Source organism: Desulfallas sp. Bu1-1 (genome assembly GCF_015594625.1).
Taxonomy (GTDB): domain Bacteria; phylum Bacillota; class Desulfotomaculia; order Desulfotomaculales; family Desulfallaceae; genus JADNRQ01.
On sequence record NZ_JADNRQ010000004.1, the window covers coordinates 169824 to 191662 of the forward strand.

Genomic DNA, 21839 nt, shown 5'->3' on the forward strand with positions numbered 1-21839 from the left:
TGCCCGTGGCAAAGCGGGATTATTACGAGGTGCTCGGCGTTTCCCGGGACGCATCTCAAGAGGAAATCAAAAAGGCCTACCGAAAGCTGGCCCGCCAGTACCATCCCGATGTCAACAAAAGCGAGGGTGCGGCGGAAAAATTCAAGGAAATTACTGAAGCTTATGACGTGCTCAGTAACCCGGAAAAAAGGCAGGCTTACGATCGCTTTGGCCATGCGGCTACAGATGGCCAGTTCAACGGGTTCGGCGGCTTTGGCGCCGGTGGATTCGGCGATTTTGGCGGGCTGGGCGATATCTTCGACATGTTTTTCGGCGGGGGCGGCCGCCAGCGGCGCGGTCCCGAGCGCGGCGCCGACCTGCGGGTCGACGTGGAGCTTACTTTCGAGGAAGCTGCCTTTGGCCTGGAAAAAGACATCAAAATTCCGCGTACCGAGGAATGCGGCACCTGCGGCGGAAGCGGGGCGGCACCCGGCACGGCGAAGAAAAATTGCGATGTCTGTGGAGGCACGGGCCAGGTGCAATTTGCCCAATCGACTCCTTTCGGCCGCATCGTGCAGTCGCGTACCTGTGACCGCTGCCGGGGCGCGGGGGTGATTATCGAAAAGCCTTGCCCCACCTGCCGGGGCGCCGGGCAAGTGCGGCGCACCAGAACCATCAAGGTCAAAATACCAGCCGGGGTCGACACCGGCTCAAGACTGCGCCTGGCAGGCGAAGGCGAAGCGGGACTGCGCGGCGGGCCCAGGGGCGATTTGTTTGTATTCATCCATGTGCTTCCCCATCCCGTATTCAAGCGGGAAGGCAACAATGTAATCATTGAGGTGCCGGTAAACTTTGCCCAGGCCGCCTTGGGCGACGAAATCACAGTGCCCACTCTGGACGGCAAGGCGAAGCTCAGGGTGCCCGAGGGGACCCAGTCCGGGACGGTTCTGCGCATGAGAAACAAGGGTATTCCCGATGTCAGGGGGTACGGCCGCGGCGACCAGCACGTGTACATCAAGGTGGTTACGCCCACCCGGCTGACGGAAAAACAGAAAGAATTACTGAGGGAATTCGCCCGGATTGAGGGGCAAAAACCGCAGAGCACGGAAAAGGGCTTTTTTGAAAAGATGCGCGACGTGTTCATGGGTTAAATAATGGAGGAATTGAATTGGCCAGGTGGTTGGAGATTTTCGTTTTTTGTTCCCGGGAAACCGTGGAAGCGGTTGCCAATATAATGAATGAAGCAGGTTCCGGCGGGGTTGTCATTGAGGACCCCGCTTTAATTGTAGAATATTTGAGCAAAGGCAATGCCGAAACGCTGTCTCCATTGTTAAAAGTCCCGCCGGAGAGGGAAACGGTGGTTAAGGGCTATTATTTATGCGATTGCTCCGTGTCGGACCGGCTGGAGGAGATATCACGCCGGCTGGGGGAACTGGGGGTGCGCTGGCGGACCGGGGAAGTCCGGGATGAAGACTGGGTTAATTCCTGGCGGGCATACTATAAACCGTTAAAGGTGGGGAAACGCCTGGTGGTGAAGCCGTCGTGGGAGGACTATACCGCCGGTGCCGGCGAGATAGTGATCGACATGGACCCCGGCATGGCTTTTGGTTGCGGCACCCATGAAACGACCGCCGCGTGCCTGGAGTTGCTTGAAGAACTGGTGCGAGGCGGCGAAGAGGTTTATGACGTGGGCACCGGGTCCGGTATCCTCGCGGTGGCGGCCGCGCTTCTGGGTGCGCGGCGGGTCACCGCCGTGGATATTGATGAACTGGCGGTAAGGACGGCCAGAGAGAACGCGGAGAGAAACGGCGTATCGGACAGGGTTGCGGTGGTGCAGGGAAACCTGCTGAATAACCTGGCGGGCCCCGGGGCCGACCTGGTGGTGGCCAACATTATTGCGGATGTGATTATCCGCCTGGCGCCCGGTGCCGCGGCGGCGCTCAAGCCGGGCGGCCGCCTGATCGCATCCGGAATTATCCGGGAAAGGGCCGGTGAGGTGTGTCAGGCCCTCTTGTGCGCGGGCCTCGAGCCCGAGCGCGAGCTGGCGAAAGGTGAGTGGGTGGCGCTGGTGAACCGGAAAGTATAGGAGATGTTTTCATTGCCGAGGTTCTTTATCGAACCGGAATCGCTGCGGGACGACGCCGTAACGATAACGGGCCCGGAAGCGCACCACATCGGCAGGGTATTGCGCCTGGGTCCGGGGGATATAATTACATTATTGGACGGTTGCGGTAATTTTTACGATAGCCGGATCGAAGAAATACGGGACGACCGGGTCGAATGCCGGGTGCTGCGGCGGGGACGTGCCGGCGGCGAGCCGCCCCTGCGGGTGGTACTGGTGCAGGGAATAGCCAAGGGCGAACGAATGGATTTCGTAATTCAAAAGGGCACGGAACTGGGCGCGGCGGCGTTCCTGCCGGTGCAATGCGGGCGCAGCGTGGTGCGGCTGGACGCCCAAAAACGGGTCGCCCGCCGGGAACGCTGGCAGCGCATTGCCCGTGAAGCCGCCAAGCAATGCGGCCGGGCGCTGGCGCCCGAGGTCATGGAACCGGTACACTGGCCCGCCGCGCTGGATCTGATACCGCCGGGCGCCCTTGTGCTGGTTCCCTGGGAAGAGGAATCGGGCCGGTCGTTGAAGGCCGAATTACAGGCCCGGGTCAAGCCTGACGAAGTGTACATAATCATCGGGCCCGAGGGCGGGCTGGAAAAGCGGGAGGTTGACGAGGCCCGGCGGCGGGGCGCCGTTCCGGTTACCTTGGGACCGCGCATCCTGCGCACTGAAACCGCGGGCCTGGCGGCTATAACCATGGTGCTTTATCAATGGGGCGATCTGGGGGGAAATGAGCATGTCGGCAAAGAGAGTGGCCCTGGCAACCCTGGGTTGCAAGGTCAATCAGTATGAATCGGCCGCTTTGGAGCAACTATTCCGGGAGCGCGGCTATACCATTGTGGACTTCGACAGTGCGGCTGACGTTTACGTGATCAACACCTGTACGGTCACCAATCTGGGGGACCGCAAGTCCAGGCAGTTGATCCGCCGGGCCGGCAGGACCAATCCAGACGCCCTGGTGGTGGTAACGGGTTGTTATGCCCAGACGGCACCGGACGAGGTGCTGGAAGTGGAAGGGGTAGACCTTGTGGTGGGTGCCGGAAACCGGGCATCCATTGTGGACCTGGTGGAAAGCGCCGCCAAGGGGCGGAAACTCAAGGCGGTGCAGGACATTTTCCAGTGTCGCCAGTTCGAGGAATTACCGGGCGAGGCGCACCAGGACAGGGTGCGGGCTTTTTTAAAAATCCAGGAAGGCTGTGAAAATTTCTGTTCGTATTGTATTGTGCCCTATGCCAGGGGGCCCCTGCGCAGCAGGTCGCCGGAAAGCGTGCTGGATGCAGTTCGCACCCTGGTGGGGCGGGGCTTTAAGGAAATCGTGCTTACGGGCATCCACACCGGTGCTTACGGCAGGGAGCGGGGCGATATTGACCTGGTCCGGCTACTGGAAAAAATAGCGGGGGTGCCGGGACTGGCCAGACTGAGGCTCAGTTCGGTGGAGCCGAACGACGTCACCCCGGAACTGCTTGATCTGTTGGCCTCCGGGCCGCCGTTCTGCCGGCACCTGCATATTCCCCTGCAGAGCGGGGATGATACCATCCTGAAAAAAATGAGAAGGCGTTATGATACTTCTTTTTATCGCCAACTGTTGGAAAAAGCGAGGGAAAAGATACCGGACGCGGGTATTACCACCGATGTAATGGTGGGGTTTCCCGGCGAGCGGGAAGAGCATTTTGCCAACACCTGCGTGTTTGTCCAAGACATGCGTTTTTCCGGAATGCACGTGTTCAAGTATTCTCCTCGCCGGGGCACGCCGGCGGCGAAGATGCCGGACCAGGTTGAATCCGCCGTCAAGGACGCGCGCAGCAAACGGTTGATCGCCCTCGGCCGGGAACTGGCCCGTGCCTTTGCTGCCCAATACCTGGAAAAAACCGTGGAGGTTTTACTGGAGCCCGCTTCCCCGGGCGTTAAGGGTTACAACCTCGAGGGGTTGATGGATAATTACGTGCGCGTGTTTTTGACCGGGGACCCCGCGTGGCAGGGAAGACTGGTGGAAATAAAAGTAACCGGATTGAGTGGCAACGGGTTGACCGGAAGAATAATTTAAAAATAATGCAGGATTTATTAAACAGATGTGGAATAAATACAAGGGCTAAACCGCCGTTATCTTTTTTATTCTCGGGAGGAGGTGGAAACAGGTGCAGGAATGTATCTTCTGTAAAATAGTAAAAAAGGAGATACCGGCCGAGATTATTTACGAGGATGATAACGTCCTGGCTTTCAAGGACATCCAGCCGGCGGCTCCCATCCACCTCTTGTTTATTCCCAAGAAGCATATTCCCACGTTTTTTGATCTGCAGCCCGAGGATGACAAAATTATGGGCGAGGTGCAGAGGGCAGCTGCCGTCGTGGCCGGGGATCTGGGCCTGGCGGAGCGGGGATTCAGGCTTGTTGCCAATTGCATGAAAGATGCCGGTCAGCTGGTTTTTCACCTGCATTATCATTTTTTGGCCGGCAGAGAACTGCAATGGCCGCCCGGGTAATTGACTGCCCGGAGGGGTTATTGTATAATAGCGCAGTATGATATTTTAATTGGAGGTTGTTATGTAGTTTGATGTTGACGCAAGGTTTGCGGCTCAGCGGAGGGGAGGGAAGAATCAGTGGCGGAAGTAAAAGTTGGTAAAAATGAAACCCTGGACAGTGCCCTCCGGCGTTTTAAGCGAACCTGCCAAAAGGCGGGGGTCCTCGCTGAAGCCAGAAAGCACGAACACTACGAAAAGCCCAGCGTGAGACGGAAAAAGAAATCCGAGGCTGCCCGGAAACGCAAGGCCCGGTTTTCGAGATCTTTTAATTAAAATGAAACTTGAAGCTTAGGCAGCAGCCTGATTTTTTGGAAATAGAATGGAATGCCCGGCACCCAGGTGCCGGGCATTGGAATATATGCGGCGAATAATTTTTGTGTAACAAAATAAACTTAACCGGCACTATTTCAGCAAGGAGGTGACCCGGAATGCCTCCCGAACTGGTTCCATGGCTGGCGGTTTTGGCTTTTTTGCTGGGTATTCTGGCTCTGGCGCTTGAATTATTCATTTATGGTTTTGGAATTGCCGGCGTGACGGGCATCATCCTGATCGGCTGGGGAATATTGCTGCTGAGCGTGGATGTTTTCCACGCGTTTAAAGCGCTGGTGATAGCCCTGGTACTTAGCGTCGTTTTATTTGTGGCCGGCGTTAAGCTGGTAAAAAAGGCCAACATTTGGGGACGGGTAACCCTGGTGGCCAGGCAGAAGAACGAAGCCGGCTACACCACATCCCGTGAAGAATTGGGCCGGTATATCGGAATGGAGGGTGTTGCGATCACCCCTTTGCGCCCAGCCGGGGCTGCTGAAATCAACGGTGAGCGGCTGGACGTTGTAAGCGAGGGGGGATTTATTCACGCCCGGGCTAAAATCCGGGTGGTCAAGGTGGAGGGCGGTCGTATCGTGGTTCGAGCTGTCACGAAACCAGGCTAGGACTATAAATGTTGCGCTTTATTTTCCGATAGTCACCGGATCGCCCCGGGCGGGTGTACTATTGGTGGAAAAGGCTTAAACCGGGGCTACTGGTGGGAAAGAATTGTATCAAAATAAGGAAAAATTCGCCGGTTGGAGCTTCGATATGGATAAACGCAGCTTGAATCAAGGCCGGCACAATTAGCAGGGAGGTTTATAATGAGTACTGGAGTGGTTTCTCTTTTAATTCTGGCGGTACTGGCCATACTGGCCGTGGTGATCATCTTCAGCTTCATACCGGTGGGCCTGTGGATTTCAGCCCTGGCGGCGGGAGTTAGGGTGGGCATCTTTACGCTCATCGGCATGCGCCTGCGCCGGGTACCCCCGGCCCGGATCGTCAACCCGCTGATCAAGGCGGACAAAGCCGGGCTGGACATATCGGTGAACCAGCTGGAGGCCCACTACCTGGCCGGCGGCAACGTGGACCGGGTGGTGGACGCACTGATCGCCTCGGCCCGCGCCAATATCAACCTGCCCTTTGAACGGGCGGCCGCCATTGACCTGGCCGGGCGCGACGTGCTTGAGGCCGTGCAAATGAGCGTGAACCCCAAGGTGATCCAGACACCGTGGGTATCGGCGGTGGCCAAGGACGGTATTGAAGTGAAAGTGGTGGCACGGGTGACGGTACGGGCCAACATCGATCGCCTGGTGGGCGGCGCCGGGGAAGAAACCATTTTGGCCCGGGTTGGTGAGGGTGTGGTTTCCACCGTGGGTTCCATGGATAATCACAAGGAGGTGTTGGAAAACCCCGACTCTATTTCCCGGACGGTGCTGGACAAGGGGCTTGACGCGGGCACCGCTTTTGAGATTCTGTCCATTGATATTGCCGATGTTGATGTGGGTCGCAACATCGGCGCCAAGCTACAGATCGACCAGGCCGAGGCCGACAAACAGATCGCCCAGGCCAAGGCGGAAGAACGGCGGGCGATGGCGGTGGCCCGCGAGCAGGAGATGAAGGCGGCGGTGCAGGAAATGCGGGCCAAGGTGGTTGAGGCCGAGGCGCAGGTGCCGCTGGCTATGGCCGACGCGCTGCGACAGGGTAAACTGGGAGTGATGGATTACTATAACATGCAAAATTTACTGGCTGACACGAACATGAGACAAAACATCGCCAAAATGGGAATGGATGAGGAAGGCGGCGGAAAATACCAAACCGAATAGATCGTGGGGGTAACTTTCGTGAAAACCCTGATAATAATTTTGCTGGTTTACTTAATTATTTCCCGGCTCAGGGGTAAGGCTCCACGCTATCGATTCCCCCGGCCGGAGGCCCCGCGCCAGGAAGTTCCCGATTACCGCCCGGCGGGGGATGATTTGCCCCTGCCGGGCCCCTGGAGTTCTCCAACTGATCAAGAAGACGCCCCCCTCCCAGGTCCCTGGAACAGGCCGGCCCGATCCGGGGAAGTGGGCTCCGAGCGCCCGGATAAACCGGTTGAGCAACACCGGCAAACCCAAGGTAAACCCGAACCTCAATTAGACCCGGGTCTGCAGCGGGACCGCGCAAGGGATGCGGAACAGCGGCGGGACCGAACCGCGCCAGGCACCGGGGAAGGTGAATTCCCGCGGTGTCCCCGGCCGGCTCCGGCGGGTGAAAAAGGTAATTGCGCGCCGGGTGAAAAGGCGGCCGCTCCGGGGAGACAACTATACAGGGAACGTAAACGGTACCGGGCGGGTAACCCTGTGGTTGCGGCCCTGCATAGTAAATCCACTTTGGCGGCAAGCGTTGTTCTGGGCGAAGTGCTTGGCCCCCGCGGCGGCAGGAGAAAGAGGTAGGCGTTGGACGCTTGCCCTGGCGGCACACGACATCCGGGGACGCCCGGGGCGTGGTTGTTTTTTAGCCCGTCATATCCCCAAAGCCATGACCCCTTAGCGGCGTGAAGTAGAAGTTTGGCAGTATTTTGCAAGCGTTAACTACTAGCATCACCGAGTCTTAAGGGTAAAATTGCGAAACGAACGATTGATACCGCCGGGGCGCCAAATACAAGTACCGGTTTTTGCTGCGAAATCAAAATTAATATCGAATATAAAGGTGATCTAATGAAGTTTGCCTATTTTGACTGTTTTTCCGGTATCAGCGGCGATATGATCCTGGGAGCCTGTGTGGACCTGGGTGTGGATATTGCGGCATTGCAACAGGAACTGGCCAAACTGAATTTACCGGGGTATGAACTGCAGGCGTCCAGAGTTAAAAGAGGCGGCATTTCCGGCACCAAGGTCAATGTGATCCTGGAAGAAGTACTGCAGCCGCACCGGCACTTAAAGGATATCGAGGCAATAATCAACGGAAGCGATTTGAAACAAAATGTTAAAGAATTAAGTATGAAAATTTTTCACCGGCTTGCCGCGGCCGAGGCCAAAATACATGCCACTAACATGGACAAGATCCACTTACACGAGGTTGGTGGGTTGGATTCGATTGTCGATATTGTAGGCTCCGCAATTTGCCTGGATTTGCTTGAAATCAGCGAAATTTACTGCTCCAGGATCAATGTCGGCTCCGGGTTTGTCAAATGCATGCACGGTATTTTACCGGTCCCGGCACCGGCCACGATTGAGCTGTTGCGCGGGGTACCCGTTTACTCCTACGGTCCCGGCCATGAATTAATAACGCCCACGGGCGCCGCCTTTATCAGTACGGTTAGCCGGGGATTTGGACCCCTGCCGGGCATGATTGTGGACCGGGTGGGTTACGGAGCGGGCGAGCGGGACCCGGAGTTGCCCAACCTGCTCAGGATTTTACTTGGCTCCAAATTATCCTCGGAAGGGGAGGCTTGCAAAGCGCGTCATGAACACGCAGCATCTTATTGAATTACTACAGGATTTCAAGTCAGGCAAAAAGAATATTCCGGAAGTGCTGGAGGTGCTGAAAAAACTTCCCTATGAGGACCTCGATTTCGCTAAAATTGACCACCACCGGGTGTTGAGAAACGGCTTTCCGGAGGTAATTTTCTGCCAGGGTAAAACCGTGGAACAGGTGGTGAGAATTTTCGGCAGCCTGGCCGAGCGCAACTGTAATATCCTGGCCACCAGGGCGGGATGGGAAGTTTATAACGCAGTCAAGCAATTATATCCTGCGGCCGGCTACAATGAACTTGCCCGCACGATCACCCTGACCAGGGGTGAAATAAATAATTCAATGCGTAAAATTCTTGTACTTACCGCCGGGACAGCCGATATCCCGGTGGCCGAGGAGGCCGCCGTTACCGCCGAAGTAATGGGGCACGACGTGGAAAGGGTGTACGATGTGGGCGTGGCGGGCATTCACCGGCTTTTCGCCCATTATGACAAATTTGACGCCGCGTCTGTAATTATCGTTGTCGCGGGAATGGAAGGGGCTTTGGCCAGCGTGGTGGCCGGTTTGGTGGATGTGCCGGTTGTGGCCGTACCTACCAGCATTGGATATGGAGCCAACTTCAAAGGCCTTTCGGCGTTGCTGAGCATGCTCAACAGCTGCGCCAAAGGTATCGGCGTGGTAAATATCGACAACGGTTTCGGGGCGGCGGCCCTGGCCGACGCCATCATCCGGAGCGGCTTGAAACACAATACAACATAGTAGTTTAACTGGTCATATGACACATGGGAACGAGGTGTGATCTTTTATGGAAGCCCGGCGGCGTAAATTATCCTGGTTGAAAAGCATTATGCGGGAACTTGACAGTGTCGTGGTCGCCTACTCCGGCGGCGTGGACAGCACTTTTTTAGCCGTGGTGGCCCGTGAAGTGCTGGGGGACCGGTCGCTGGCCGTCACCGCTTGCTCGGAGATATACCCGGAAAAGGAGTTGCAAGCGGCGATTGAACTGGCCCGGCGGCTGGGCTTGCGGCACCAAACCATTCGGACGGAAGAATTAAGTAATGAACGATTTGTTGCCAATCCCCCCGACCGGTGCTACCACTGTAAAACCAATTTGCTCGGCAAATTAATGGATATTGCCCGGGAGCAAGGCTTTTCCCATGTAATTGTTGGGGATAATTACGACGACCAGTTTGATTACCGCCCGGGCATGCGGGCGGTGCGGGAATCGGGAGCGGTAAGTCCTCTTGCGGAGGCCGGGCTGACCAAGGAAGATATCCGGCTGCTTTCCAGGGAAATGGGTTTGCCCACCTGGGATAAACCGTCCCTGGCCTGCCTGTCCTCGCGGTTTCCTTACGGGGAGCGCATTACCAAGGATAAGCTGGCTATGGTGGAGCAAGCGGAGGAATTCATTTGTTCCCTGGGGATTCGGCAACTCAGGGTCAGGCACCATGGAAACATCGCTCGGATTGAAGTTGGTAACGAAGATTTAGCCAAGATTATCCGAGCCGCTGGTGAGATTGTCCTTAAATTCAAGGAAATCGGCTATAACTACGCCACCCTGGATTTGGGGGGCTACAGGACGGGCAGCTTGAACGAAATATTACCCGGCCGGAGGAACAACTAAAAATACAAAAAGACGGCCGGCAAATTGCCGGCCATAAATGGTCGCCGGTCGCCGGTGATAAATGCGCGGATTGCAGCTCTTGTTAGCAGGAGGTTCAAAACAGTTCGGGGGAAGATGAGTTTTTATGTTAGTGCCGGTAAAACCGTTCAAGCGATGGTAATTACTTTGTGCGGGCCGTAGAGCCAGTTGTTGATGTCGAACATATTGGAAATGCTGCCTACGGCCAGTTTATCCTTTAGTTTATAATATTCCAGGCAAGTGCCGCAGGAGAGCACGGCCGTGCCCCCGGCGTGCAATTGCTCAAGTTGTTCCATTACCGGCGACCCATTGCAGGATAGAAACACCCCGGTGTTTAAGAACAACAGCGCTGCGGGGGGAGGATTCATTGTTGCCAAGGTAACGAACAGGCTTTTCATCAGCACTTGCCCCAGGTCCGGGGAGCCCTGCCCCAGCGAGTTGGTGGTTATGAAGTAAACCGGGCCCCCGGCCGGTCCCGCGGCGGCGCGGGGAACGGACGGTTGTTCCTTCCCGGGGGTTTGGGGATCGCCGGCTCCGTCCCGGCGGGTGATGGTTAAATAGTAGGCGCCCTCCTTTTGCTCCTCGCTTACGCTATACCCGGCGTTGCGGGCAAACATGGAAACGTTTTGCCGGGACACCTCGTTGTCCACGATGGTGGTGACGGTATGGACGCCCGTTTCTTCCAGGGCTTTTTTGGTGTTGATAACGGGCTGCGGGCAATTGAGCCCGCGGCAGTCGACTATTTTATGCGACATGGCATATTCTCCTTTAACGTGAAATTGATTGTTTTACCTTCAAATAACGTTAATTAGTTTTTCCCCCGGCGGGAGCACCTTGCCGATGACGGCGGCGGGTATCCCCTTTTGGACCAGGTCGTTTAGCAGCGCACCGGCCCCGGCTTCCGGGATGGAAATAAGCAGGCCGCCCGAGGTCTGGGGGTCGCATAGCACCAGTTGTTCTTCGGGCTTGAGCCGGCTTGCAAAACTTATTTTGCCCTCGAGGTGGTTTTTATTATCGTACGCCCCGGCGGGGATCAGCCCCATGCGGGCCATCTCCATCGTTTCAGGTAAAAGCGGGACCGCGGAAAATTCAATTTGCAGGCTTACCTTGCTGGCCGCGGCCATTTCTGCGGCGTGACCCAAAAGCCCGAATCCGGTGATGTCGGTGCAGGCGCCGGCGCCGTGCCGCAGCATGGCGGCGGAGGCTTCCTTGTTCAGTGCGGACATGCAGCGCCCGGCTTCCCGCCCGGCGTCCTCTGAAGCCAGTTCCACTTTTACTGCCGTGTTGATAATGCCAGTGCCCAGCGGTTTGGTCAGCACCAGCAGGTCGCCGGGCCGGGCGGTGGCGTTGGTGACAATGTCGGCGGGGGGAGCAAGGCCGGCAACTGCCAAACCATACTTGGGTTCGTCGTCCCGCACCGTGTGCCCGCCGGCTAAAATGCATCCGCCCTCCATCACTTTATCGGCGCCGCCTCGCAGGATTTCCCCCAGTACGGCGGGCGGCAGGCAATCGGGGAAACAAACGATATTCAGGGCCAGAAGCGGTTTTCCCCCCATGGCGTAAATATCGCTTAACGCATTGGCCGCGGCGATTTGCCCGAATAGATACGGGTCATCCACCACGGGTGTAAAGAAATCTACCGTTACAATTAACGCCTGCTCGTTATTTAGGCGGTAAACGGCGGCATCGTCGGAGGTTTCAAGACCCACCAAAAGCCGCGGGTTGTTGGGAACGGGCAAATGTCGCAGCACCTGCGACAGGGTATGGGGACCCACTTTGGCCGCTCACCCCGAGGTTTTGGCCAGGGCGGTAAGTTTAATTGTTTTATCAGCCACCAGATAGACCCTCCTTTCACACTTTAGCATCTCACGAATATTCTTTTTTAAATTTATACTATCCTTTATGAATTTAATAAAAAAAATTTATAAATAAGGCCCGGTACAGAAATTTTGCTTATGATACCCTTTTTTCTAATGGTTATAATAAGAACGTACGAGTGTACACGGGACGTCCATCTGTGGTAGAATCTATAAGGAGCAAAGATTGTCAATCTAATGAGGGGGAATTAAAGTTGGAGCAACTTTTTGAGGTTATTATTTTTGGACTTAACGCTCCGGCCGCTAGTTTCGGCTGAGGGCCCAGGCCTTCCGCCGGGTGCGGACCGCAAAAAACCATGAAAGAGGAAGCTGAAGATTTAAGCATAGCCTTAAAAGAAAGTTTCGGCGACCAGGTAAACGTGAAATTTGTTGACGTAACCACCGAAGAAATGAAGGAATACCCTAAAATAGCCTCCATTTTGCCCAGGGTCAGATTGCCGTTGACGGTTATTAACGATGAACCCCGTTTTCATGGCGGTATCTCCGCGGAAGTTATCTCCGATGCCGTGCGGGAAATGCAGAAAAACCAGGACAGCTAATATTTAATGGAACAATTAACCAGTAGAACGTTATTTTTCCCCTCCCTGCCGCATAAATTTAGTGGCAAGGGGGGATTTTTTATGGCCTTCAAGGATTTGAAGAACAAGTTTAAGCGACAGCTTTCCGATTACCTGGAACTGCCCGGCGATATTATGCTGGATTTGCCTAAAATTGTGCTGGTGGGCAACCTGCAGGTGTTTATTGAAAACCATCGCGGAATCCAGGAATATAGCCCGCGGTTGGTTCGGGTTGTCGTCAGCGACAAGGTTGTTGAAGTTACCGGTGAAAATCTGACCCTGCGGAATATTCTACCCGATGAGATTTGCGTGGAAGGACAGATTTCTACGGTTTCATTTCTGAGTTAGGGGGTGGCCGGGTAATGTTGCTGTTTAAAATTTTGTCCTTTCTTTGCGGGTACGTAACGATTACGGTGCCGGAGGAATGCCTGGAGAAATTCATCAATATGGCCACCGCCCGGGGTATTTTTTTATGGGGCATTACCGCTACGGGCGCGAACCGGGTAGCCCTCAAGGTGCGTCTGAGCGGTGTACAACCCCTGCGCCACGTGGCCCGGATGACGCGCTGCCGCTTTAAAATCACGGGCCGGGCGGGTTTGCCATTTTTAATTAGCAGGCTGAGCAGGCGCAAGGCTTTACTGGCCGGTGCGCTGGTTTTTGTTGTTACTCTTTACCTGTTGTCGACGTTTGTATGGTTTATCGAGGTGACCGGCAACAAGCGCGTGGAAACCGAAGCGATTGAACAGGCCGCCCGCCGGGCGGGTTTATACCGCGGTGTACCCAAATGGTCTCTTGATACGGCGGAAATGGAGGCGAATATCGCGCGACAGGTACCCGGTTTGTCCTGGGTTGGCATGCAGGTTGATGGGACAAGGGTGCGCATCGAGGTGGTGGAAAAGGTGCTGCCGCCGGACAGCGGCGGGGAACAAAAGGTGGACGTTGTGGCCGCCAAAGATGGCCTGATCAAAGAAATCCTGGTGTTGAGCGGCCACCCGGTGATCAGTGAGGGAGATACGGTTACCGCGGGCCAGGTCTTGATCTCGGCGGCCATACCGCCGCCTGAAAACTTTTATGAGAATGAAGGTGGGGAGCAGAAGGAAGAGGCCGGCGAAGAACCGGAAGACAAACAAGAACCGGTACAATACGTGCACGCCCGGGGGATTGTCAGGGCCAGGGTTTGGTACGAGGGCTACGGGGAAATGAAACTGGTGGAAAAGGGTACCGTGTTGACGGGGCGGGAAATTACCAAACTTTGCATTAAAATCGGGGCAAAGGAAATAATTTTAATGGGGCCGGGGCAAGTGCCCTACAAGTTTTACGGTGCCCGGACGGATGTCAAAAGAATACCCGCTTGGAGGAATATAAATATACCCGTCGAATTTATAACAGTTAAATACTTTGAAAAAGAGCCTTACAGCAGGACATACAGCCGGGCCGAAGCCCGCCGCATGGCCGGCAAACGGGCTCTAACCGGCATCAAAAAGCAAATTCCCAAAAGTGCCAGGATTTTGGACCAGAGGGTGCAGGTGGTGGAAACTGCGGAACCCGAGGATATCGTTCGTGTCAGGGCAATAGTTGAAACGCTTGAGGAAATTGGAGTTGAAAAACCCCACCAGTTTGATAGAGGAGGTTCCGGCTTAGTTGGCGGAAAACGTGGAAGCGCGGGTAATCATGGATGATATCGGGGCTGCCGTGGAAATATTCGGCAAGCATGATGAAAATCTATCCTTGATGGAAAGTTCGCTGGGGGTTAAAATGGTGGCCCGTGGGGAGGAATTAATTATTATCGGCAGCCGGGAGCAGGTGGAGAAAGCGCGGGAGATAATCGGTCAACTACAGGAATTTTACCGGGCCGGCAACCGCTTGACGGCGCACGAGATCAATTATACCATCAAAGCCGTCAAGGCCGGAAAACCCGGTGCGCTTTCGGGCCTGGCCCGGGATGTCGTTTTGGTGACGCCGCGGGGGAAAAAAATTAAACCTAAAACCATTAGCCAGCAGAAATACATTGAGGCGTTGCAGAAATATGACATCGTGTTTGCCGTGGGACCTGCGGGGACCGGTAAGACATACCTGGCGGTCGTCATGGCCATCAGGTCATTGCGCAACCGTAACGTGAACAGGATCGTATTGACCCGGCCGGCGGTGGAGGCGGGAGAGAAGCTGGGGTTTTTACCCGGCGACCTGCAGGAAAAAGTTGATCCCTACCTGCGCCCGCTGTATGACAGCCTTTACGACGTGCTGGGTTTTGAAAACACACAAAAATATCTGGAGCGGCAGGTGATTGAAATCGCTCCCCTGGCTTACATGAGGGGGAGAACGCTGGACGATTCCTTTGTCATCCTTGATGAGGCTCAGAATACCACTCCGGAACAGATGAAAATGTTCCTGACCCGGCTCGGCTTTGGATCAAGGGCCGTAATCACGGGAGACATAACCCAGGTGGACCTGCCCAAGGGGCAGCAATCCGGGTTGGTGCATGCACTGCAGGTTTTAGACGGCATCGAGGGTATTTCATTTCATTATTTTACGGGCGATGATATTGTCAGGCACCCCCTGGTACAGAAAATTGTCAGGGCTTACGAGGAGAGAGACGCATCCGCTGGTCGTCAAGAGGGGTGATTAAATGCTTCCTCTAATTAAGGTCAGGGCAAAACTATTTGACTTTTTCAGCAGTTTGGCCGGGAAAAGGAAAGTTCGCAGGGGGTTGGCCGCAGTTGTATTTTTTTGGGCTCTTACCCTGCTGATTTCTGTTGAATTGATGCCCCAAAAGGTTAACCTGGTGGTGGGACAGGTTTCCCCCATCGATGTTTATGCCCCGCGCAGCGTCATCTTCGAGGACAAGGCCAAAACCGAGGAAGCGCGGGAACTGGCCGCCAGCCAGGTACCCAAAAAGTATATCACCGATCCGCGCGTAAGCGTTGATGTGCAGCAAAACATATCCGCGCTGGTCGATGCCATAGCTAAAATCCAGTCCGACCAGGAACTGGATGAAAGTCAAAAGATTGAGCGCTTGAAAGAGGTTATTCCTTTTTATGTTTCAGACGACACCCTGAAAGCGCTGGCACGTTCCGGCGGCGAAGGTTTAAACAACATGAAAACGGCCGTAAACGGGATGATCGTCCAGGCCATGGAAGCACCGGACGGAGTGACCCAGGAAAACATCAAGGAAGTGGAAGACAGGCTGTTGGGCAAAATTGCCGACCTGAGGCTGGATAGCCCTTACAACCTTCTAGCCACGGAAATTGTGCGGTATTATTTACGACCCAACAAATTTGTCGATTTGGAACAGACCCGCCGGATGCAACAGGAAGCCCGGGAAGCGGTGCCACCGGTGATGGTTTCTATCAAGGAAAGGGAAAAAATTATTGGTGAGGGTGAAATAGTTACCGAAGAGCATATTGCCAAGCTGGAGGCACTGGGGTTGTCCCGTCCCATTTTGCCGGTGTCGTCCATTTTGGGCTCGGCGCTTTTGGTAAGCCTGTTAATGGTGGTGGTATTGTTCTACCTGTACCAGCAGAACAGGGAGATTTACAGGAATGCCGGACACTTGTACCTGCTGGGCATTATCGTGCTGGGCGTATTGGGGGTTTCCAAGGCCATTATCGCCATCAACATCTCCCAGTGGCCCGAATTCGGCGCCCTGTTCGGTTACCTTGCACCCATGGCGGCGGCGGGCATGCTGATCGCTATTTTGCTGGATTCCCGGCTGGCCGTGCTGGTGGTGGCGGTGATGAGCTTCCTGCTGGGCCTGATGACAGGGGGGCAAATCCGTTTCGCCGTGGTGGGGTTGATTGGCGGTATTACCGGCGTTTATGCGGTGAGCAAGCTTAGCCAGCGCAGCGACCTGGCCCGGGCGGGGTTTTATACCGGGGCTGCCAACATTCTGGTTATTTTCGCCATGGGGCTGGTGAGCGACACGCCCATCGGGTTGACTATAACCTCGAGCCTGATTTTGGGGTCGGTCAATGGAATTCTTTCGTCCATATTAACCAACGGGGCCGTTCCCTACCTGGAAAGCGCCTTCGGTATCACTTCGTCGGTGCGCCTGCTGGAGCTGTCCAACCCGGGCAACCCGCTACTGCGCCGCTTGCAGATCGAGGCGCCGGGCACATACCACCACAGCCTGCTGGTGGGCAACCTGGCCGAGGCGGCGGCGGACGCCGTGGGCGGCGACTCGCTACTGGTGAGAGTGGCTGCCTATTATCATGATATTGGTAAAATGAAACGCCCCTACTTTTTTATTGAAAACCAAATGGGGGACAACCCTCATGATAAAATAGCTCCTACCTTAAGCACCTTGATTCTGACCTCCCACGTCAAGGACGGGGTGGAACTGGCCCGGGAGCACAAGCTGCCCCAGGGGATAGTTGAGATAATTGAACAGCACCACGGTGACAGCCTGTGTAGTTTTTTTTACCACAAGGCCGTGGAGGGAAATAAAAACGAAAATATAACCGAGGACGATTTCAGGTACGAAGGGCCAAAACCGCAGACCAAGGAAGCGGCCATCGTAATGCTGGCCGACGCTGTGGAGGCGGCGGTCAGGTCGCTGCAGAACCGGACTCCCGGTCGCGTGGAGGGTCTCGTTCGCAAAATTATCAAGGACAAGCTTATGGACGGACAGCTGGATGAAAGCGATCTCACTTTGAAGGACCTGGACAACATCGCCGGCGCTTTTATCCGGGTACTGTCCGGGATATTCCACAACCGGATTGAATATCCGGACGTAACCAGGGAGATGGAAAGGAGAAAGACTAGACGTGCCAGTGCTCGTTAGTAATTTACAGGACCGGGTGCCGGTTGATGATGACCTCGTACAAATGCTTACGGGAGTGATCGAGGCGGCGCTGGTTGAAGAAGGCATGGCCAAAGAGGCCGAGGTGAGCCTGGTTTTCGTTGATGACGCTTACATGGCCGAGCTAAATAAGCAATACCGCAATATTGACGGCCCCACGGACGTGCTCAGTTTTGCCATGCTGGAGGGTGAACAATTGCCCGGCGACGAGGCCGAACCGGTGTTGGGAGATATTGTAATCTCCCTGGAAACTGCCCGCCGCCAGGCCCGGGAATTTGGGCACGGTTTTGAGCGGGAAGTTGCTTATCTTACGGTGCATGGGGTTTTGCACCTGCTGGGGTACGACCACATGGACGAGACCGGTAAAAAAGCGATGCGGGCAAAGGAAGAAAAGATACTTGGCCAGGTGCTTAAGTAGTGGCCGGTTGCCGGATTTCGAACACCGGTGAATAGAAGCGGGGTTGGCGTGGTTGTTGCTTAAAAGCCAAGTAATAACCAGGGCAATCCACCGGTGCGCCTGGCGCTGAAGCCGGCAAATCAACGGTGCGGTAATTCTAGGGAAGGATGATAATGTTGCGGCTGGTACGGTCTTTCGGCTGGGCCCTTGCCGGAATCGGTTACGCCGTCAGGACCCAGCGCAACATGAAAATACACCTGGCGGCGGCGGTGCTGGTGTCCCTGGTTTGCCTGTACCTTGGGCTACCCCCTGTGGAACTGGCCGTTGTTTCCGTGGCCGTTTTTATGGTGCTGGCTGCCGAAATGTTAAACACCGCCCTGGAAGCGGCGGTGGATCTATTTACGCCCGACCGGCATCCGCTGGCTAAAGCAGCCAAGGACTTGGCTGCCGGCGCGGTGTTGCTTACCGCACTTAACGCACTGGCGGTGGCTTATTTTTTGATCTGGCCCCGCCTGATCCACATGGTGAGGTGATGTTTGGTGACGCCGGAAGAACTGATTGCCAGGGCGCAGGAAGCCAGGAAAAATGCGTATGTTCCCTATTCCGGTTTCGCGGTGGGCGCGGCCCTTTTAACCGGCGACGGCCAGGTTTTTACGGGCTGCAACGTGGAAAACGCCTCGTACGGGTTGACGGTATGCGCCGAGCGGGTGGCGCTGTTTACCGCCGTGGCCCGGGGCAAGTGCTCCTTTCAGGCCATCGCGGTGGTCGCCGGTACGGACGATTACTGCAGCCCCTGCGGAGCCTGCCGCCAGGTGCTGGCCGAGTTCGGCGGCAATACCAGGGTCTACCTGGCCAACCGGCACGGCGATTACAGGGAGACCACCGTGGCCGAGCTGCTGCCGGGGGCTTTTACTCTGGGTACCAATGCTCCCGCCGCCGGCCGCGGCACGGGCAGATAGGCGGAAAAACCGTATACTTGGCAGGGCGATCCGGCGGCTTTCTGGAATGAGTGGAGCACTGAATGCGGTCCTTAGCCCGTCATAGCCCGAAAGCCATGACCTCTTAGGGCGTAAAGAAGTAGGCTGGCAGTTGCCGCAAGCGTAGACTAAAAGCTGCTCCAGCCGCAAAGGTAAAATTGCGAAACGAATGGAAGAAACCGCCGGAGCGCCCAATTACAAACAATGAGTTGCAGGGCGATCCGGCGGCTTTCCGGAATGAGTGGAGGCAAAGTAAAATTGCGGGAGGAGGCAAATGTGAACGAAACTGGTTTCAAATCCGGTTTTGTAACCATTACGGGTCGGACCAACGTGGGCAAATCCACCCTGCTGAACAGGATGATGGGCCGGAAGGTGGTCATCATGTCCGACAAACCGCAAACCACCAGACATAAAATTCAGGCTGTGCTTACCGGGCCCGGTTACCAGGTAATCTTTATCGATACGCCCGGTATCCACAAGCCCAAACACAAATTAGGGGAGCATATGATCGAGGTGGCCCTGAACACACTGCGGGAAGTGGATGTTGTGCTGCTCCTGGTGGAGGCCGCCATGCCCGGGCCGGGTGACCGCTATATTGTGGAACAGGTAAAGAAAGTCACCGGGCCGGTATTGCTGGTGATCAACAAAATTGACCTGGTCAAACCCGGGGAACTGCCGCCCATAATTGAAGCGTTCCGGCAACTCCACAGCTTTGATGAAATAATACCCGTGTCGGCGCTGACCGGGGAAAACGTGGAGCGGCTGATCGAAGTGATTATCGGCTACCTGCCCGAAGGACCCCAATATTACCCGGACGACATGATCGTGGACCGGCCCGAGCGGTTTATCATGGCCGAGTTGATCCGGGAAAAGGTGCTGCACCTGACCAGCCAGGAAGTGCCGCACTCCGTTGCCGTTGTAGTGGAATCCGTGGAAAAAAGGTCGGAAAACCTGGTGGCGGTGCGGGCGGTCATTTACACCGAACGGGATAGCCAGAAAGGCATCTTGATCGGCAAGGGCGGCCAGATGCTCAAGCAGGTGGGTAAACTGGCCCGGGAAGAGATGGAAGCGCTGCTGGGCTCCAAAATTTTTCTAGAGCTCTGGGTCAAGGTGAAAAAGGACTGGCGCAACCGGGAAGTCCACATGCGCAATTTTGGTCTCATTGAGGAATAAACAACGTTTGACAGCGGCGGAAGTTAAGTAATAATATATACATGTAACATAAATTGAATATGTTCTTCGTTAGGTGAGGCTACTGTATGGACACAGGCCGCTGCCCGGAAATGTCGAGAGACAGTAACGGGTTAACTGGTATTGCCGAATTAAGGTTCTACCTAACGCGGCTGGGAATGCGACTTTCTCTAGCTATACAGAGTCAAAGCTTGTACGATTGAAGAAGGCGGATAATTAATTATTGGTCTTCATGAGCGCTTGAAGACCTTTTATATTGATTTTAAGGGGGTGGCCTGCATGGAAGAGAGCCCGCACCGACGACGAAGGCTAATCTTGATAAACTTGATAATTAGATATTACTTCCGTGGAGGTGGCCCGAATGATCAAAACTTACTTTTATGACGCCACCCGGAGACGGTTACTGCATGACGTGGATCTGACGCGAAAGGACCTGATTCAGCACGAGGACGACCTGCTCTGGGTGGATCTATATGATTTTAAAGATGACGGGGAATTAAAGTATCTGGCCAATATTTTCGATTTCCACTACCTGGCCGTTGAAGACTGCTTGCAGCACAGCCCCCGGGCCAAGGTGGATGCCTACGACAAGTATTATTTTTTTATGCTGCACGCCCTTCGTTACAAGGAGGACAGCGACGAGGAAATTACTCCCGAGCAATTGAACGTTTTTTTAAGTTCCAATTATGTGGTTACCGTTCACCGGAGAAACCTGCCCACTCTGGGCCGGCTGGCCCGGGAATGCTTGTCCAATAATACTACTTACATGCAGGACGGGCCGGAGATGTTTCTATACCATATCCTGGACGGTATTACCGACGAATATTTTCCGATCTTGGACCGGATCGATCAGCGGGTGGATGAGCTGGAGGACCAGCTATATGAGCAGCCCAGCAAGGAAATTACAGAAGAATTCCTGGCACTGAAAAGGACCATTCTTGCTATGCGGCGGGCCATTCAGCCCCAAAAGCGGATGTTTTCCGGCATGAACGGGCAGTTCATGGTTCAGATATCCAAAGAAAGCGAACCTTATTACCTGGATTTGGTGGACCATATCGAGCGGATTGCCGACTCGGTCGATAGCTTTCGGGATTTGCTTGACGGCGCGCTGGAAACCTATTACTCCATTATCAGCGCGCGTACCAACGAAACCATGCGGGTGTTGACGGTTATTTCCACTGTTTTTATGCCGCTTACTTTCGTGACCGGATTTTTCGGGATGAATGTGCCCCTGCCCGAGCAGGAAAGCGTATGGTCCACTATTGTTATTACCGCGGGTTTGCTTGGTATAACCTTGTGGATGTTTGTGGTCTTTAGGCTAAAAAGGTGGATTTAACCACCCTGCCAGCGGGGCGCCAGGTTGTTTTCGATATTCAACAGGTCCATTACCCGGCCCACGGTCTGTAGCACCAGGTCGGTAATCGTGGTCGGGCGGTGATAAAAAGCGGGTACCGGCGGCATAATCACCGCCCCCGCCCGGGCAAGCCTGAGCATGTTTTCCAGGTGGATTTCGTGCAGGGGGGTTTCCCGGGGCAGCAGCACCAGGCGGCGTTTCTCCTTCAAGGTAACATCGGCGGCACGGCTGATCAGGTTATCGGCATAGCCGGCGGCCAGGGCGGAAAGCGTTTTCATGCTGCAGGGGGCGATGACCATCCCCTCGTGTTTAAATGACCCGCTGGAAATGGGAGCGGCCAGATCATCCTCATTGTAAACGCGTGCGGCCAGGGCATCGATGGCGCCGGCCTTGTAACCGGTTTCCAGTTCAATGGTGCGCCGGGCCCACTTGCTGTACACAAGGTGGGTTTCCACGCCGGCCCGGGCCAGTTCGCGGAGCAGGGTAATGCCGTAAACTGCACCGGTGGCGCCGGTAATTGCCATAACAACGCGCATTGTTTATCCCCCTCTTCGGTTGATCCCATCTTATTTATAACCCGCTGCTTGCGAAAAAAACGGCTGATTTAAGCAAACCGGAACAACTATAATTCCATGATTGTTGTTTCTACAAAATGCTCGATAATTCCCCCTGTCAT

Annotated in this window: 25 protein-coding genes and 1 riboswitch; of the genes, 22 read left to right on the plus strand and 3 right to left on the minus strand. The window is 55.1% G+C overall.

The window, feature by feature from the left end; translation table 11 throughout:
• Nucleotides 1–5: 5 nt before the first annotated feature.
• The 12 genes from dnaJ to larE all read left to right on the plus strand — a co-directional run bounded on the left by dnaJ (nucleotide 6) and on the right by larE (nucleotide 9994).
• Entirely contained in the window at nucleotides 6–1130 is a 1125-nt protein-coding gene (dnaJ, locus tag IT084_RS06385; RefSeq protein WP_195712018.1) for a molecular chaperone DnaJ, read from the plus strand.
• A gap of 17 nt (nucleotides 1131–1147) precedes the next feature.
• Nucleotides 1148–2065 (plus strand): 50S ribosomal protein L11 methyltransferase, encoded by a 918-nt coding sequence (gene prmA, locus IT084_RS06390; protein ID WP_195712019.1) that lies wholly within the window; start codon nucleotides 1148–1150, stop codon nucleotides 2063–2065.
• Between the two features lie 3 nt (nucleotides 2066–2068).
• Nucleotides 2069–2881: a 16S rRNA (uracil(1498)-N(3))-methyltransferase gene (locus IT084_RS06395; RefSeq protein ID WP_313885436.1), complete on the plus strand. Its 813-nt coding sequence runs from the start codon at nucleotides 2069–2071 to the stop codon at nucleotides 2879–2881.
• Nucleotides 2826–4133 (plus strand): tRNA (N(6)-L-threonylcarbamoyladenosine(37)-C(2))-methylthiotransferase MtaB, encoded by a 1308-nt coding sequence (gene mtaB, locus IT084_RS06400; protein ID WP_195712021.1) that lies wholly within the window; start codon nucleotides 2826–2828, stop codon nucleotides 4131–4133. Before IT084_RS06395 ends, mtaB begins: the two co-directional genes overlap by 56 nt.
• A gap of 91 nt (nucleotides 4134–4224) precedes the next feature.
• Complete coding sequence (locus tag IT084_RS06405; RefSeq protein ID WP_195712022.1) at nucleotides 4225–4569, plus strand: histidine triad nucleotide-binding protein; 345 nt, start codon at nucleotides 4225–4227, stop codon at nucleotides 4567–4569.
• Between the two features lie 117 nt (nucleotides 4570–4686).
• Entirely contained in the window at nucleotides 4687–4881 is a 195-nt protein-coding gene (gene rpsU, locus IT084_RS06410) for a 30S ribosomal protein S21 (protein ID WP_195712023.1), read from the plus strand.
• A gap of 155 nt (nucleotides 4882–5036) precedes the next feature.
• On the plus strand, nucleotides 5037–5537 hold the full coding sequence (locus IT084_RS06415) for an NfeD family protein (RefSeq protein ID WP_195712024.1): 501 nt from the start codon (nucleotides 5037–5039) through the stop codon (nucleotides 5535–5537).
• A 198-nt stretch (nucleotides 5538–5735) separates the two neighbouring features.
• Nucleotides 5736–6737, plus strand: coding sequence for a flotillin-like protein FloA (gene floA, locus IT084_RS06420; protein WP_195712025.1), 1002 nt, complete (start codon nucleotides 5736–5738; stop codon nucleotides 6735–6737).
• Nucleotides 6738–6755: 18 nt separating this feature from the next.
• Nucleotides 6756–7349, plus strand: coding sequence for a hypothetical protein (locus tag IT084_RS06425; RefSeq protein WP_195712026.1), 594 nt, complete (start codon nucleotides 6756–6758; stop codon nucleotides 7347–7349).
• Between the two features lie 264 nt (nucleotides 7350–7613).
• On the plus strand, nucleotides 7614–8384 hold the full coding sequence (larC, locus tag IT084_RS06430; protein WP_195712027.1) for a nickel pincer cofactor biosynthesis protein LarC: 771 nt from the start codon (nucleotides 7614–7616) through the stop codon (nucleotides 8382–8384).
• On the plus strand, nucleotides 8362–9129 hold the full coding sequence (larB, locus tag IT084_RS06435) for a nickel pincer cofactor biosynthesis protein LarB (protein WP_195712028.1): 768 nt from the start codon (nucleotides 8362–8364) through the stop codon (nucleotides 9127–9129). The genes larC and larB overlap by 23 nt, the downstream gene beginning before the upstream one ends.
• Before the next feature lie 46 nt (nucleotides 9130–9175).
• Nucleotides 9176–9994, plus strand: coding sequence for an ATP-dependent sacrificial sulfur transferase LarE (gene larE / locus IT084_RS06440; RefSeq protein WP_195712029.1), 819 nt, complete (start codon nucleotides 9176–9178; stop codon nucleotides 9992–9994).
• A gap of 146 nt (nucleotides 9995–10140) precedes the next feature.
• On the opposite strand, the gene yedF is transcribed toward larE, so the two are convergent.
• Nucleotides 10141–10767 carry a sulfurtransferase-like selenium metabolism protein YedF gene (gene yedF, locus IT084_RS06445; RefSeq protein ID WP_195712030.1) on the minus strand — a complete coding sequence of 209 codons (627 nt, stop codon included), beginning with the start codon at nucleotides 10765–10767 and terminating at the stop codon, nucleotides 10141–10143.
• Nucleotides 10768–10806: 39 nt separating this feature from the next.
• Nucleotides 10807–11877 (minus strand): selenide, water dikinase SelD, encoded by a 1071-nt coding sequence (gene selD, locus IT084_RS06450; RefSeq protein WP_207744442.1) that lies wholly within the window; start codon nucleotides 11875–11877, stop codon nucleotides 10807–10809.
• Between the two features lie 308 nt (nucleotides 11878–12185).
• Between selD and IT084_RS06455 the strand changes: the two genes are divergently transcribed.
• From IT084_RS06455 to corA, 10 genes are all read left to right on the plus strand, one after another.
• Nucleotides 12186–12428 (plus strand): hypothetical protein, encoded by a 243-nt coding sequence (locus tag IT084_RS06455; protein WP_195712032.1) that lies wholly within the window; start codon nucleotides 12186–12188, stop codon nucleotides 12426–12428.
• Between the two features lie 81 nt (nucleotides 12429–12509).
• Nucleotides 12510–12794: a sporulation protein YqfC gene (yqfC, locus tag IT084_RS06460; RefSeq protein WP_195712033.1), complete on the plus strand. Its 285-nt coding sequence runs from the start codon at nucleotides 12510–12512 to the stop codon at nucleotides 12792–12794.
• Nucleotides 12795–12808: 14 nt separating this feature from the next.
• Entirely contained in the window at nucleotides 12809–14125 is a 1317-nt protein-coding gene (gene yqfD / locus IT084_RS06465; protein WP_195712034.1) for a sporulation protein YqfD, read from the plus strand.
• The gene (locus tag IT084_RS06470; protein WP_195712035.1) at nucleotides 14088–15068 is read left to right on the plus strand and encodes a PhoH family protein; all 981 of its coding nucleotides are present in this window, start codon (nucleotides 14088–14090) and stop codon (nucleotides 15066–15068) included. The genes yqfD and IT084_RS06470 overlap by 38 nt, the downstream gene beginning before the upstream one ends.
• Nucleotides 15069–15072: 4 nt before the next feature.
• Nucleotides 15073–17226, plus strand: a complete 2154-nt coding sequence (locus IT084_RS06475; protein WP_195712036.1) for an HD family phosphohydrolase — start codon at nucleotides 15073–15075, stop codon at nucleotides 17224–17226.
• Nucleotides 17210–17662 carry an rRNA maturation RNase YbeY gene (ybeY, locus tag IT084_RS06480; protein WP_195712037.1) on the plus strand — a complete coding sequence of 151 codons (453 nt, stop codon included), beginning with the start codon at nucleotides 17210–17212 and terminating at the stop codon, nucleotides 17660–17662. Before IT084_RS06475 ends, ybeY begins: the two co-directional genes overlap by 17 nt.
• Nucleotides 17663–17814: 152 nt before the next feature.
• The gene (locus IT084_RS06485) at nucleotides 17815–18174 is read left to right on the plus strand and encodes a diacylglycerol kinase (protein ID WP_195712038.1); all 360 of its coding nucleotides are present in this window, start codon (nucleotides 17815–17817) and stop codon (nucleotides 18172–18174) included.
• Nucleotides 18175–18180: 6 nt separating this feature from the next.
• Nucleotides 18181–18600 carry a cytidine deaminase gene (locus IT084_RS06490; protein WP_195712039.1) on the plus strand — a complete coding sequence of 140 codons (420 nt, stop codon included), beginning with the start codon at nucleotides 18181–18183 and terminating at the stop codon, nucleotides 18598–18600.
• Nucleotides 18601–18894: 294 nt separating this feature from the next.
• Nucleotides 18895–19791, plus strand: coding sequence for a GTPase Era (era, locus tag IT084_RS06495; RefSeq protein ID WP_395879515.1), 897 nt, complete (start codon nucleotides 18895–18897; stop codon nucleotides 19789–19791).
• A gap of 58 nt (nucleotides 19792–19849) precedes the next feature.
• Nucleotides 19850–20020, plus strand: a riboswitch (M-box (ykoK) riboswitch).
• Between the two features lie 150 nt (nucleotides 20021–20170).
• Entirely contained in the window at nucleotides 20171–21145 is a 975-nt protein-coding gene (gene corA, locus IT084_RS06500; protein WP_195712041.1) for a magnesium/cobalt transporter CorA, read from the plus strand.
• Here the strand turns inward: corA and IT084_RS06505 are convergent.
• Nucleotides 21142–21699 carry a UbiX family flavin prenyltransferase gene (locus IT084_RS06505; protein WP_195712042.1) on the minus strand — a complete coding sequence of 186 codons (558 nt, stop codon included), beginning with the start codon at nucleotides 21697–21699 and terminating at the stop codon, nucleotides 21142–21144. The two genes, corA and IT084_RS06505, sit on opposite strands and share 4 nt — an antisense overlap.
• Nucleotides 21700–21839: the final 140 nt, after the last annotated feature.

What these genes read in the sequence shown, in the direction of transcription:
- IT084_RS06395 (WP_313885436.1), top strand. Translation starts at nt 2,069, where the DNA reads ATGTTTTCATTGCCGAGGTTCTTTATCGAACCGGAATCGCTGCGGGAC.
- mtaB (WP_195712021.1), top strand. Translation starts at nt 2,826, where the DNA reads ATGTCGGCAAAGAGAGTGGCCCTGGCAACCCTGGGTTGCAAGGTCAAT.
- IT084_RS06415 (WP_195712024.1), top strand. Translation starts at nt 5,037, where the DNA reads ATGCCTCCCGAACTGGTTCCATGGCTGGCGGTTTTGGCTTTTTTGCTG.
- floA (WP_195712025.1), top strand. Translation starts at nt 5,736, where the DNA reads ATGAGTACTGGAGTGGTTTCTCTTTTAATTCTGGCGGTACTGGCCATA.
- larC (WP_195712027.1), top strand. Translation starts at nt 7,614, where the DNA reads ATGAAGTTTGCCTATTTTGACTGTTTTTCCGGTATCAGCGGCGATATG.
- larB (WP_195712028.1), top strand. Translation starts at nt 8,362, where the DNA reads ATGAACACGCAGCATCTTATTGAATTACTACAGGATTTCAAGTCAGGC.
- larE (WP_195712029.1), top strand. Translation starts at nt 9,176, where the DNA reads ATGGAAGCCCGGCGGCGTAAATTATCCTGGTTGAAAAGCATTATGCGG.
- yedF (WP_195712030.1), bottom strand. Translation starts at nt 10,767, where the DNA reads ATGTCGCATAAAATAGTCGACTGCCGCGGGCTCAATTGCCCGCAGCCC.
- IT084_RS06455 (WP_195712032.1), top strand. Translation starts at nt 12,186, where the DNA reads ATGAAAGAGGAAGCTGAAGATTTAAGCATAGCCTTAAAAGAAAGTTTC.
- yqfC (WP_195712033.1), top strand. Translation starts at nt 12,510, where the DNA reads ATGGCCTTCAAGGATTTGAAGAACAAGTTTAAGCGACAGCTTTCCGAT.
- yqfD (WP_195712034.1), top strand. Translation starts at nt 12,809, where the DNA reads ATGTTGCTGTTTAAAATTTTGTCCTTTCTTTGCGGGTACGTAACGATT.
- IT084_RS06475 (WP_195712036.1), top strand. Translation starts at nt 15,073, where the DNA reads ATGCTTCCTCTAATTAAGGTCAGGGCAAAACTATTTGACTTTTTCAGC.
- IT084_RS06485 (WP_195712038.1), top strand. Translation starts at nt 17,815, where the DNA reads ATGTTGCGGCTGGTACGGTCTTTCGGCTGGGCCCTTGCCGGAATCGGT.
- corA (WP_195712041.1), top strand. Translation starts at nt 20,171, where the DNA reads ATGATCAAAACTTACTTTTATGACGCCACCCGGAGACGGTTACTGCAT.
- IT084_RS06505 (WP_195712042.1), bottom strand. Translation starts at nt 21,699, where the DNA reads ATGCGCGTTGTTATGGCAATTACCGGCGCCACCGGTGCAGTTTACGGC.